The following is a 12,885-nucleotide window of genomic DNA, read 5'->3' on the forward strand; positions in this document are numbered from 1 at the left end:
TTCCATCTTTACTGTCTAATTAACGCCAGCTTCAGTGAATTTAAAGGTCTGTTTTAAATTGCGTCCTTCTTGCCCCTTCTGTGTCCAAATTATAACAACCTCTAATTCAGAGGCCTTATCTGCCAGCATAAAATGATTGAACTTCAGCGGTGAGCCATCATTTAAACTTTCAGCTAACATTTTAGAATCTTCTTTTGGTTTGACACAATTTTCATCGGGACATCCAAAAAGCGAAAACCTTGTGATTGAATTAGGGTCATTTCTATACAATTGCACATCCACTGTAGCTGCTTTTTCCCCTATATTTTTGACTTCCAAGGAATATACTTGATATTCTCCTTTTTGAGGTCTCGCAAATTCCTTTGCATTTTTTGCTTCACTTACTTTTACTGACCACTGGTCTGTTTTTTGTGTAATAGGCAACACCGTAAAAGTCAGGGCATGCGCTTTTGCTTGGCAAAACGTAAATCCAACTGCTGTAAAAACAATTACAGAAAATAATACCCTTTTCACTTCATTTATCCCTCCTTCCTTTCACTGGCCGCTCCTTAAAGAATTGATTTTGAGCAATCCACAAGCTCTCTTAACAAAAACCTTACCTGAGATTTTGTCTTTACTGCTCTGCATTTATTTCTTTCGGTATCCGAGATGGAGCTTTGGGGATTTTTCTTAATTTGCTGTTAATCACATCAGAAGAGTATAGCGTAATAATCATACTTCCCCCATACCTTTTTGCCCGAATTAAGATTGGTTGGTTATATTGGTTTTGAAAGCGAAAGTCAGGACCTCCCCAGCTTACCGTCGCATCCCGTCCGGGCGGTACATATGGTACACTTCTAGTATGAGAATAGCGCTGAACGATCTGCAGTCCTGCACGATCGACTGCATTAAATAGAGTTGAGGACACCTGACAAATTCCTCCTCCTACACCTTCAGACAACTCCCCTTTTACAATAATGGGTGCACTTTTATATCCTTTGTTCCGAGTTCTCATTCCCACAACTTGGTTAAACGAAAACGTCTCATTAGGGAAAACAACGTGATTGTCGATTGCTTTTGCAGAAAGAGAAATATTGTGTGAACGGCTTTTATTGCTTGAGTTAAAATACGTCACGTACTGACCAAGCTGCTGCGTACTGATGTGAGCTAGCAGCTCGCTGTCAACTTTCGGATAAATGTTCATTTCCGGCACTTCTATCTTGGAGGGACCTTGCCCATAAAAATACGCATAAAACTTTTCCATAAACGCCTGTTGATACAGTTTGTAGCCAACCCTGCCCGGGACGATGCTTCCATGATCGTTAAGGACAGCATTTATCGGCTCACGGTACACTTTCTGATCAAGCTGTTTGATGAATTTACTGTATTTTTCATAGTCAACCATTGGAGTGCCGGGAAGAGGCATTGTAAAGTCTTCACGGTTAACAGTGGCAATCGTCCGTCCTTGCTGTGTGACCGTTAAACTGTCCTGCGGCTCACTCGGCTGAGCCAATAAAAAAAGACCAGTGATCAAAATTTGTATCATAAGTCGGTTTACCTCCCGATCATTAGTATGAACAGCCGCTTATCCTTTGATGTATTTCTTCCCATCGTTTGTTTGAATCTTTAGACGTTGATAAAAACCTTCATAAAAGAGCTTAGCTTTATGTTCACACCGATCCCTGAGCTCACTGAGGCACATGGTTCATTCAGTCGGCAAGTTTGAAGTAGTTCAGCATCTCTCAGTGATGAGGGATGCTTTTTTGTCTTGTCAAAAATGAAAAGGGTCTCCTATAACAACAAAAAATCAATCAATTTCAATATTTTTTTATTGAGAAACGATAAATTTTTTGTTACATTCAATTAGACAACAAATAAATGAGGTGCTTGTTATGAATCGAATGTCGACAATTTTTTTAAAGATAGCTTTGGTTCTTATTGGAATTCCAATTCTTGCTTTATGCATTTTTTTAGTGCCTAAGATAGCCAACTATTCAGCAGAATTATTTCCAAATATCGCTTATATAAAATATCTCGTTTTCATCTATTTGTATGTAACGGCGATACCTTTTTACTTTGCTCTTTATCAAGCGTTCAAACTTTTAAGCTATATTGACAAAAACAAAGCTTTCTCGGGTTTGTCTGTAAGAGCTTTGAAGAATATAAAATATTGCGCAGTCACTATCAGTATCTTTTACGCAGCAGGCATGCCTGTCTTTTATCTGATGGCCGAGATAGACGACGCCCCGGGTATCATTGTGATCGGATTGGTTATTATTTTTGCTTCAATGGTGATTGCGGTCTTTGCTGCTGTTCTTCAAAAACTGTTAAAAGAAGCGATTGATATAAAATCAGAAAATGACTTAACGGTCTGAGGTGATGACATGGCGATTATTATCAACATTGATGTGATGCTTGCTAAGAGGAAAATGAGCGTAACAGAGCTTTCAGAGAGAGTTGGCATCACCATGGCTAATCTTTCGATATTGAAAAACGGAAAAGCAAAGGCTATTCGATTATCAACTTTAGAAGCGATTTGCAAGGCTTTAGAATGTCAGCCCGGGGATATATTGGAATACCGAAGTGATGAAGACACACAGGATTCGTAAAAAAATAGGTAAGATCAACAGAAAAATAAAGTGATTGGCGGTGAGCTTATGGACATAAACTTATATCCATCTAGCTGCTATACTAAGCGTCCCTTCCATACACGAAGAACACAACTATGGAGGAGGCATACATCATGAGAGCAATAAAACAAATCGTTCATTTTGGCTGGGAACAAGCCCTTTCATGTTTGTTTCCTGCCGTTATTTTTGCCTCTTTGGCTATTACGCAAATCATCCCACTGCCCTTCTTGCCGCGATATGACTGGCTGCTCATTATCTGCGTTCTCATGCAATTGTGGATGGTGCGTTCCGGTCTTGAGACACGGGATGAATTAAAAGTGATCACATTATTCCACCTTATTGGGCTTGCTCTGGAACTTTTTAAAGTCCATATGGGCTCCTGGTCTTATCCAGAAGAAGGATACTCCAAAATATTTGGAGTACCTTTGTATAGCGGCTTTATGTACGCAAGTGTAGCCAGTTATTTGTGCCAGGCATGGAGAAGGCTTAATGTTGAACTGGTTAAGTGGCCGCCTTTTTTTGCAGTTGTTCCGCTTGCCGCAGCGATTTATTTGAATTTTTTCACCCACCATTTTTCTATAGACATTCGATGGTGGCTATCTGGGCTTGTCATCATTGTCTTTTGGCAAACATGGGTTACATACGAGGTGAATGGAGCTAGTTACCGTATGCCGCTCGCACTTTCTTTTGTACTCATCGGATTTTTTATATGGATAGCGGAAAATATCGCTACGTTTTTTGGAGCTTGGAAATATCCAAACCAAATCGATACATGGAGTCTCGTACACCTCGGAAAGGTAAGTTCATGGCTCTTGCTAGTGATTGTTAGCTTTCTTATAGTAGCATCATTAAAACAAGTTAAGGAGCAGAGTCCCACAAAGGCAGAGATGGATGAATCTTTTTCTTAGCATTCTAGGTCCCAAATAGAGTGAAAAGCAACGTTCAAATGGTTGCTTTTTTCTTTTATGTAACTCTGCCGGTGAGTATTCATCTTCTTCAAATTTCATCGCAACACGATAACTGATTCAGATTACAACTGCTTTCAACACTTTGACAAACTCATGCGCCGCCGGCGTTATCTCTTCAAATGAATGTGCGATGACGCCAATATCGCGTGTGACCCTAGGAAAGATGTCCTTTTTAATCAACTGATGCGGGACGGATGAAAGTGTAAAGTTTGAAATGATGCCGATACCCAAGTTATTTTTGACCATATTAATCAAGGTTTCGGCATTTTGCACAGTTAAGTTTTCCTTTAATTCGATGTTGTATTGCGAAAATGCGTTTGACATCGCGATTTCATGACCGCCTTTACAAAAAATGAGGTCATCTTGATATGTTTCAAGGTCGACATGCTTTTCAAGTTTTAATTCGTCACGCTGCGGCGGGATGACGGCCACCATATAGTCGTTACACAATAGCTGATTTTCAAACGGTTCAAATGGAGATGCTGCGATCCCGATATCAACCGTCCGATCTTCAACCCATCCTTTTATTTGGTCAGAGGTTCCTTCGATCAATTCTATGCGGATCAGCGGGTAGTTTGATCTGAATGCAGCAATCGCCTGTGGCATGATATTTGTTGAAACTGCAGGAAATGAACCAATTTTCACCTTCCCGTTTAACAGCTTGTTTTCCCGGTTGGCTACTTGATATATTTTGCTTTCAATTCCCTTCATTTGCCTCGCCAGCAGCAAAATTTCTTTTCCGATGTCCGTCAGCATTAAACCATGATGTTTATCCCTGATCAATAATTTGAGCTGCAGTGAGCTCTCTAGGTTTTTTATCGCTTTACTTACCGCCGGCTGAGAGATGAACAATTCTTTTGCCGCTTCTGTAATATTCAATTTCTCCCCGACTTTTACAAATATGTGAAGATGGTTCATATTCATAACCATTTGGTTATACCCCCAATAATAAAAATGTATTTCAGTTATACATAAATGTAACATATGATAGAAACCAGCACGATATTTAAACAAGAAAGGCGGCTTCATTATGGTAAAAGTTATGCTGGGAATCATATCTGTCACACTTATTTGGGGTTATACTTGGGTTGCGATGAAAGTAGGAATTCATGACATCCCCCCGCTTTTATTTTCGGGTTTGCGCCTGTTCATCGGAGCGGTTCCTTTATTTCTCATTCTCTTCATCCAAAGAAAAAAGCTTTCAATTAAAAAAGAACATCTTAAAAGCTATATCATCATGAGCCTGTTGATGGGGCTGGGCTATATGGGGATCTTGACGTATGGAATGCAGTTTGTCGATTCAGGGAAAACCTCTGTTTTGGTATATACAATGCCTATATTTGTTACGGTGATCAGCCATTTTACATTAAACGAGAACATGAATGTGTATAAAACGCTGGGACTGGTCTGCGGCCTCTTCGGACTGTTATTTATATTTGGAAAGGAAATGCTCAATATCGATCAAAGCGCTTTATTTGGGGAGCTGTGCGTCCTTGCAGCAGCGCTTAGCTGGGGAATCGCGAATGTGTTCAGCAAGCTACAATTCAAGCATATCGATATTATTCACATGAATGCCTGGCACCTTATGATGGGAGCCGTCATGTTATTGGTGTTTTCCTTTATATTTGAGCCGGTCCCTTCAGCCGAGTGGACATATCAAGCGGTGTGGTCATTGCTGTTTAATGGCTTGCTTTCCACCGGCTTTACCTTTGTCGTATGGTTTTGGGTGCTCAATCAAATCCAAGCGTCAAAAGCATCCATGGCATTAATGTTTGTTCCCGTATTGGCCCTATTCTTTGGATGGCTGCAATTGCACGAACAGATCACCATCAATATTATCCTCGGCGCACTGCTGATATGTTGCGGGATTTTTATGAATACATTTACATTTTCACGACGGAAAGTGTGAATGATATACATTTCCCCTGTCATTTGGGCTTCATGTGACAGGAGACGACTATTACGAGATAGTCTTCTAGAATCGTGACGACAGCCTATTAAACAATGAAAAAAGCTAATGTCTGCATGTAGACATTAGCTTGGCTGGCGTTTAGGCTGGTGAGAATCCAGATACTTTTTTATTACCATTCTGGCTGATCAAACTGAAAACCGTATAGACCTTTTACTTTAACATCTCCGCAATCTGGATCTTTTGTCAAAATCAAATAATGAGTCTTATAAGGCATCGTCTCAACTCGATCAGTTGCACTAAAATCAAAATGATCCCCCGAGAAGTTTTTTTCACTAACGGTTATTTCATATCCTGACAAAGTCATTCGCATGATTCTTGCGTTAATTGTACATCCTTCAGTATCGAAAATGGTGAATCTGTACCCAAAGTGAGATGTCCAATGGTTTGAATTTAGGTCATCAGACTTCATAAACCATTTTTCATTCTCTGTCATTGTAAAACTCACTTTCTCCTCATCTTTCACGATAACGGCCGAAGCTTCCCCTACATGGATAGTCAAAGCCAAAAGAAATGTAAAAGCTAACATCATCATCTTTTTCAAAAGAGTTCCTCCCGATATCTTTTACTTCAATATATTGGAAGGGTCTTTTCTGATCAAGACAGTCTTCTCCAAATGAATCTATAGCACCATGAAATGAGCCTTAATAAGAACAGTTTTAACCCAAATCAAACTCTATTCGAAATAAGGCCTACCAATCTATATTCTTTTTAAAAGTTTCTGCATTTCTTTATATAGCTCCTAGACACATATAAAAAATGCTCCCATAAGTTCAGGAGCACTACAAAAAACTGCTAAAGTGTTTTCTATCGATTTATTGTATTCATTAGCTCAAAAAAGTATTCAGGCTTTTGAGTCTTATATAGCTTATACCATGAACGCAATGTATCTGGTGCAAATACATCTAATTTTTTCAATACTTCTACCGCAAATTCCAGAGGAGCAATTCCTGATGCAGTAACCAAATTTTCATCAGATACTGCAGGCCCCTTTTCATATAATGTTTCTCCTTTGTAATTAGGGCAGACCATATTCATATAGTCTAGGTCATTGCTTGTGTGCTTTCTCGAATTTAAGTATCCTTCATTCGCGAGGCCTAAGGTTGCCCCACAAATTGCAGCAATAGTCGTGCCGAGCTTTAAAGCGTCGCCAACTTTTTTCAAGATCGGCTGATGAATATCTTCTCCCCAAGTGTTTCCTCCGGGTAAAATGATAAGATCTTGACTCTCAAGAGTACACTCATCAAGAGAAATATCTGGTTTTATGCTTAATCCTCCCAACGTAGTTATCATTTCTTTATTAACCCCTACTGTAACTACTTTTAAAGATGCTGCATCTTGTTTAAAGTATCTCCCTGAGTTTAGTTCCGCAATTAAATATCCATATTCCCAGTCTGACATTGTGTGAAATACGTAGAGATAAACTTTTCTCGTTTGCATCCAATAACACTCCAATCACAATTGATAAAGCTTTCTAATAGATGACTTTGCTGACAGCCATTGTCAGCATATGTATTCTGATTTGCCTATTCTTATATAATACCATGTAGGTGGGCAATTGCCCTTGTTCTCCCAACTTATTAAAAATATAAGATCAATTGATTCTATGTTTACTAGCGCAAAGGGGTTTGTTACACTAACTGTCATGGGAAACATTTCAAAGGTAATACAAAATCATTTGAATGAGGAGGCTTGATGAAGTTGAAAAATAAAGCGTCAATAAAATTCGGAATATGTGTTGGGCTTTTATGTTTAAGCATTACTGGTTTCACACCTTTTTACAGCTCAACGCATGCCGAAGCAAAATCCATAGAAGACACAAACATGGCAAGCTGTATAACGAATAAAAAATTTGTTCAACTTGAGAAAAAATTTGATGCCAGGCTTGGTGTTTATGCAATTGATACAGGTTCAAACAAGACAATCGCCTATCGGCCGAATGAGCGATTTGCTTACGCATCAACCTATAAAGTTCTAGCCGCAGCTGCTGTCCTGAAGAAAAACTCAATTGAAAAACTTAATGAAGTCATCCACTACAGCAAGGACGATCTTGTTACATATTCTCCAATCACAGAGAAACACCTAGATACAGGCATGAGCCTAAAAGAAATCTCGGAAGCGGCTATCCGTTACAGCGATAATACCGCTGGGAACATCTTGCTGCAACAGCTTGGCGGCCCTAAAGGTTTTGAAAAGTCACTGAAACAGATTGGGGATCATGTAACGAAAGCTAAACGATTCGAGACGGATCTAAACTCTGCGATTCCTGGTGATATTCGTGACACCAGCACCGCAAAAGCACTGGCAACCGATCTTAAAGCTTTCACTTTAGATAACACTCTCACGACTGACAAACGCACGATCTTAACCGATTGGATGCGAGGCAATGCTACTGGTGACGAACTGATTCGGGCAGGCGCTCCAATAGGATGGGAAGTCGGCGATAAATCTGGAGCCGGAAGCTACGGGACACGTAACGACATTGCTATCGTTTGGCCGCCTAACAGAGCTCCTATTGTTTTGGCAATTCTGTCAAACCGCTTTACGAAAGATGCTAATTATGATAATGCTCTTATCGCTGAGGCTGCAAAAATCGTCCTTAACGATCTCAAATAATATGTTTAGCCTTTTGCCACAAAGGAAAAGACATTACTTTTTTAACTCCTACCGTTCATTTTTTGATGAACGGTTCTTTCATAAGACCTCTAGAATCATATATTTAAACGCCACAAAATTAAACGTTATTATAATTAACGGCAAGTTTTCATTTTATGGAACAAGTAAAGTTTGACCTGACAAGAATTAAGACTAAGCACCCTAAAATCCGTTTTCTTCTCCTTCAAGTAAACATACAATGCAGACAACTCTCTTAAGTCTCTTATTCTGTGACCAATTTGTAATACTCATTGATATTCGGACTCTCTTCCCAATATTTCGTCTCGTTCGAAGACACTAACATATCAAACCACTTGAATTAACATAACTGAACTTGATATTGGTCACTGGCAGTTTCAATGCAATAGAACAACATTTGTTGTCTCAGAGGTTATCTATATGAGAATTCAACAATTTTTTTTATAATAATTCATATTTTTGTATCGTTGCACTTGGTGGATTTGACTCTTTTAGTGTATGGAACCACACTTTTATTTTTTCACCTCTTTTGAGATCATCTGTGTTATCAATCTCACTTAATCCTACAATTACTATGTTATTTTTAAACTTGTTCATAAGTTGTCCTTCAGAAAGATCGTAATCTTCTTTTACTGGAGCTTTTGTATCGGTAATGAGAATTGCCCTTTCATTGTCTTTAAGCACGACATAGCCTACTAGGCTCTGCATCTTTGTTTCGTCTCCGTTTTGTTCATTTTTATTGCAGCCTGCAAGGAAAATAATGAGCATAATGAGCACTATCAAGCTTACTCCGATTTTAGGCATCTTTCTTCCTCCTCTTTAAACTCATCTTTAAAATAAACAACAGGATATCACCCAACCCATCTACTTCTTTTTGCAATTCATAACAGCAGCATACTCATTCTCCAATTCCTCAACCTTCTTCTTATTCTTTCTCAAATATTTGCATGTGGTAGCCCTCGATATTATCCGCTTACTCATTTTTGCGCTTTCAAATATATTATTGAAGGCCGCTTCTTTCTGGATTCCAGCATAAATATACTTATCCTTACTGTCGTTTACTATCGCAACTTCCATTAAAATCGAGATTTTTACTTTTTTATGATCCATTATTCACTTCCAAAATAACTTCCAATTACAACATAATATATGTATAAATTGTAAATGGAGTTGATGTAATTGAAGATTAGGAAAATCTTATTGAGTTCTGCTTTATCCTTTGGCATGCTCATATCCGCGGTTCCCGCATTGGCTGCTGGCACTTCGTCTGAGGTTGCAGTAAAAAGTGGTGAATATGATTATGACACTATATACCGCATTAGTCCTCTGCCAATGGACTTCCAGCCAACAATAGAATACAACGGTTATACTTATACGCTTACACGTCATTATTTTGATTACTCAATCGGGTTTTACACGGCTATTTATACAAAAGTTGTTTAAATTTATAAAGGAGCTTTTTAGCTCCTTTTTCTCTTGTTTTAGGTATTTCTTTCTATGTGGTCCCCTATCAAATTCTCCAGTTCTCTTTGACACGAACAAAATCTAAAGTTTGGTTTTAAATGCTGGTAATAAAAAATTCACTTTAAAGAAGCGCCGCCCGCAAAATGCGGCTTTTGCACACTACGCCAATTTTATATAGAAAAGCCAGATCTCCTCCAAGAGGTTCCAGCTTTTCTTAATGTGCTATCGATCTTCGTTAGTTCAACGGGAACTTAATCATTCGGTACAAATGCAGCCTCCCAACTTCTAGTTAGGGCTGATGGCGGAATATCTGATAGCTCTCTACACACATCAGACATTATAAGATTTCAATGTAACCTTCTGTACCATGAACGCGAATTCGTTGCCCATCTTTTATCAGCTTGACAGCATTTTCAACGCCAACAACTGCAGGTAAGCCATATTCACGGGCTATAACAGCTCCATGGGTCATCAGTCCCCCAACTTCGGTGACTAGGCCTTTTATGGATACAAACAATGGTGTCCAGCTTGGATCGGTAAAGGAGGTAACTAATATATCTCCATCTTCTAAATCAGCATCTTCCATGTTTAAAATGACACGCGCTCGCCCCTCTATCACTCCGGAGGAAACAGGTAGACCTACAATCGCTCCGGCTGGGAGATTTTCTCGTTTATACTCACCTGTAACGATTTCACCATCAGACGTGATAACACGTGGTGGAGATAGTTTTTCATATAATGTGTACTCGGCTTTTCGTGCGCTGATGATTTGATAATCCAGTTTATGTGTGCGTACGACTTCGTGAAATTCTTCAAAAGTGAGATAGTATATATCTTCTTTTTCATGAATAACGCCCGCTTCTATGAGTTGTTCGGCTTCTTTCAGTAAAGCCTGCTTATAAACGAAGTATCGATTAACCATGCCATATTTTGGATATTCCCTAAACCCGCTGAAATTTCGGATGATATCTATCATTCGTTTTGTTTCTTTGGCTTTTTGTTCACCATCCGGTAATTGCTTCAATCGATCTAATAACTCTTGCTCTTTCTTCAAAGCTTCCTGTCGCCCTTGCTCAAATTTCCGATGGCTGGAATTTGGCCCACTGTTATTGATATTATTAAGAATCATTGGGATAAGTGTAGTTGGTTTTTCGCTCCATCGAGTTCTTGTAATATCAATTTCTCCGGTACATCGCATTCCGTATTTGCTGAGATAATCATAGATCGCGTCTCGGGTTTTGCTTCCGCCATCAAACTTAGCCAGTTCATCCAAAAAATTATCATCTTTTACATGTTGTAAGTAATCAATTACCTCTGGATAAGGACGAATCACATCTGCGACGTCTAATAGCGCAAGACCCATTTCTGAAGTAATATTATGGGGTACAGATTGAGAAAGCGTATCTGCTGCGTTTTTTTCACCTAACCACTCGTTCATTTTTTCGTTAATCCATAATGAAGCATTCATAGCAGTTCGAATCACAACCGAACTTTCTGGGTTAAATAAAATCTTCTTTAATTCCTGGATATCTTCCAGAATAAAACCAAATAAATCTGATCCTGATTTCGTTTGGATGTTTTGTTTTAACTCTTCTATCGATGTTTGACTGCTCTCAATCAAATCAGACACAATTGTCGGATCGTTTTCAACTTGAGCCGGCATATCTGCATTGCCTCTGCTGGGATTTGGTGCTGTTTTATCATTTGGTATCGACTTTATGAAATCTCGTCGCATTATTATGGTCATAAGTGCGTCTTTTAAGAGCTGATCGTGCTGCCCCATGCCTTTTAAGAAAACTTCTCTGCTGTCAGGGGATGCCAGATGATGTGTGACATCAACAAATAGCCTTCCACCGGCTTTACGCATGGGTGCAGCAGTCGTCAACAGAAAAAAAGACAATCCCAGTGGTTTTATGGGATCCGTCATCATTTGTTGATGACCTACAGAAATATAGACGTGATTTTCTTGGTCACTCGCTTCAGGGATGGGGAATAAAGTAGTGATTGGACGACTCTGTACAATATAAAAAGTATCGCGGGCCAAACACCATTCGATATCTTGCGGCTGGCCGAAATGAGCTTCGATCTGTCTTCCAATGCGTGCCAGCTGTAAAATTTGTTCATCAGTCAGTGTTTGAGCCTTTTGCTGATCAGAATCGATCTGCTGTGTTTCTGTTCCGCCTTCTTTTCGTCCGTAGATAGCCAATTTTTTAGTTGCTATTCTCCTATCGATGATTTGCCCATCCTGTACTTTATAACAATCGGCAGACACCAATCCGGAAACCAGTGCTTCACCAAGTCCAAAACCGGCATCGATGGATAACACCTTTCGGTTGGAGGTAATCGGATCAGCGGTAAATAAAATCCCCGAAGCCTGAGGGAAAACCATCCTTTGAACGATAACGGATAAATAGACTTGGCTGTGGTCAAATCCATTTTGCATACGGTAAATAACCGCGCGATCCGTAAATAGGGACGCCCAGCATTTACTGATATGCTGCAAGATTGCATCGACGCCGATAATATTTAAATAGGTGTCTTGTTGACCGGCAAAAGAAGCATGTGGTAAATCTTCAGCAGTTGCACTAGAACGCACGGCATAGGCATGTTCCTCGCCAAACTGGGAGAGATAGTGAGCCACTGCTTTCACAACATCGGAAGGAATGTCTACTTCCATAATGATTTGCCGAATCTTCCGGCTGATGTTACCAATCTGATCTCGGTCCTCAACTTTTAGCATCGCCAACTGGTCCAACAACTCTTGTAACGTTTCGTTTTGTTCGATGGCTTTTTGATATCCTACTGTTGTGACACAAAATCCTTCTGGTACTTGTATACCTTGAATTTTTGATAATTCCCCTAAATGTAACCCTTTTCCTCCAACGAGCGAAAACTGTGTTTTTTCAATTTCATGTAAACCGAGAACCAAAGAACTCATTCTACATCTCCCCTTCAAAAAAAAATATTGACAAGAGCTTCCTAGCAGGATATAATAAAATTATAAGATGGATATCTATAACTTTTTAACTAGAAAGCGCACGTAGTGTGATTATATCACCGTGTCTGTTTTTGTGCAATATAAAAAGAACCTGGGCAATTTCACCAGGTTCTTTTCTTAATTTCCATAGCTAGTCGCATTAAAAAACTTGGTTCGAGCTGATACAATCCTCTAAGGAAATCCTAAAGTTGGGTTCTTTTCGAACTAACCTGTCTTGTTCCGTAGAGTCCCCATTTATAAATT

At 39.3% G+C, this 12,885-nt stretch carries 13 protein-coding genes and 2 pseudogenes; 6 read left to right on the plus strand and 9 right to left on the minus strand.

Annotated elements, in window-relative coordinates; all coding sequences use genetic code 11:
- Positions 1-15: 15 nt before the first annotated feature.
- Together NSU05_RS09965 and NSU05_RS09970 are read right to left on the minus strand one after the other, a co-directional pair.
- Entirely contained in the window at positions 16-513 is a 498-nt protein-coding gene (locus tag NSU05_RS09965) for a hypothetical protein (protein WP_038429090.1), read from the minus strand.
- A gap of 100 nt (positions 514-613) precedes the next feature.
- The gene (locus NSU05_RS09970) at positions 614-1,525 is read right to left on the minus strand and encodes a VanW family protein (protein ID WP_015714063.1); all 912 of its coding nucleotides are present in this window, start codon (positions 1,523-1,525) and stop codon (positions 614-616) included.
- Positions 1,526-1,871: 346 nt separating this feature from the next.
- On the opposite strand from NSU05_RS09970, the gene NSU05_RS09975 reads away from it, so the two are divergent.
- From NSU05_RS09975 to NSU05_RS09985, 3 genes and pseudogenes are all read left to right on the plus strand, one after another.
- On the plus strand, positions 1,872-2,354 hold the full coding sequence (locus NSU05_RS09975; protein WP_015251949.1) for a DUF2975 domain-containing protein: 483 nt from the start codon (positions 1,872-1,874) through the stop codon (positions 2,352-2,354).
- 9 nt (positions 2,355-2,363) lie between these two features.
- A pseudogene (locus NSU05_RS09980) lies at positions 2,364-2,596 on the plus strand (helix-turn-helix transcriptional regulator).
- Between the two features lie 126 nt (positions 2,597-2,722).
- A complete protein-coding gene (locus NSU05_RS09985; RefSeq protein WP_038429091.1) occupies positions 2,723-3,517 on the plus strand; it encodes a DUF817 domain-containing protein in 795 nt (264 codons plus the stop codon).
- 117 nt (positions 3,518-3,634) lie between these two features.
- Here the strand turns inward: NSU05_RS09985 and NSU05_RS09990 are convergent, their stop codons facing one another.
- On the minus strand, positions 3,635-4,507 hold the full coding sequence (locus NSU05_RS09990; RefSeq protein ID WP_004399248.1) for a LysR family transcriptional regulator: 873 nt from the start codon (positions 4,505-4,507) through the stop codon (positions 3,635-3,637).
- Positions 4,508-4,607: 100 nt separating this feature from the next.
- Between NSU05_RS09990 and NSU05_RS09995 the strand changes: the two genes are divergently transcribed.
- A complete protein-coding gene (locus tag NSU05_RS09995) occupies positions 4,608-5,486 on the plus strand; it encodes a DMT family transporter (protein ID WP_033883971.1) in 879 nt (292 codons plus the stop codon).
- A gap of 172 nt (positions 5,487-5,658) precedes the next feature.
- Here the strand turns inward: NSU05_RS09995 and NSU05_RS10000 are convergent, their stop codons facing one another.
- The gene (locus NSU05_RS10000) at positions 5,659-6,090 is read right to left on the minus strand and encodes a hypothetical protein (protein WP_038429093.1); all 432 of its coding nucleotides are present in this window, start codon (positions 6,088-6,090) and stop codon (positions 5,659-5,661) included.
- A 263-nt stretch (positions 6,091-6,353) separates the two neighbouring features.
- Complete coding sequence (locus NSU05_RS10005) at positions 6,354-6,986, minus strand: type 1 glutamine amidotransferase family protein (RefSeq protein WP_015251945.1); 633 nt, start codon at positions 6,984-6,986, stop codon at positions 6,354-6,356.
- A 255-nt stretch (positions 6,987-7,241) separates the two neighbouring features.
- Between NSU05_RS10005 and bla the strand changes: the two genes are divergently transcribed.
- A complete protein-coding gene (gene bla / locus NSU05_RS10010; protein ID WP_033883975.1) occupies positions 7,242-8,162 on the plus strand; it encodes a class A beta-lactamase in 921 nt (306 codons plus the stop codon).
- Positions 8,163-8,424: 262 nt separating this feature from the next.
- Here the strand turns inward: bla and NSU05_RS10015 are convergent.
- From NSU05_RS10015 to NSU05_RS10025, 3 genes and pseudogenes are all read right to left on the minus strand, one after another.
- A pseudogene (locus NSU05_RS10015) lies at positions 8,425-8,514 on the minus strand (SMI1/KNR4 family protein); the annotation flags it as partial.
- 107 nt (positions 8,515-8,621) lie between these two features.
- Positions 8,622-8,984: a DUF3221 domain-containing protein gene (locus tag NSU05_RS10020; protein WP_038429094.1), complete on the minus strand. Its 363-nt coding sequence runs from the start codon at positions 8,982-8,984 to the stop codon at positions 8,622-8,624.
- A 60-nt stretch (positions 8,985-9,044) separates the two neighbouring features.
- Positions 9,045-9,290 carry a hypothetical protein gene (locus NSU05_RS10025; protein ID WP_250540527.1) on the minus strand — a complete coding sequence of 82 codons (246 nt, stop codon included), beginning with the start codon at positions 9,288-9,290 and terminating at the stop codon, positions 9,045-9,047.
- Positions 9,291-9,359: 69 nt separating this feature from the next.
- On the opposite strand from NSU05_RS10025, the gene NSU05_RS10030 reads away from it, so the two are divergent.
- Entirely contained in the window at positions 9,360-9,623 is a 264-nt protein-coding gene (locus tag NSU05_RS10030; protein ID WP_038429095.1) for a hypothetical protein, read from the plus strand.
- 358 nt (positions 9,624-9,981) lie between these two features.
- Here NSU05_RS10030 and ppsA read toward each other — a convergent pair whose 3' ends face one another.
- Positions 9,982-12,582, minus strand: coding sequence for a phosphoenolpyruvate synthase (gene ppsA / locus NSU05_RS10035; RefSeq protein WP_038429096.1), 2,601 nt, complete (start codon positions 12,580-12,582; stop codon positions 9,982-9,984).
- Positions 12,583-12,885 lie beyond the last annotated feature (303 nt).

The sequence above is a fragment of the Bacillus sp. EU52 genome, assembly GCF_037964975.1.
In the GTDB taxonomy this organism is placed as follows: Bacteria; Bacillota; Bacilli; order Bacillales; family Bacillaceae; genus Bacillus; species Bacillus subtilis.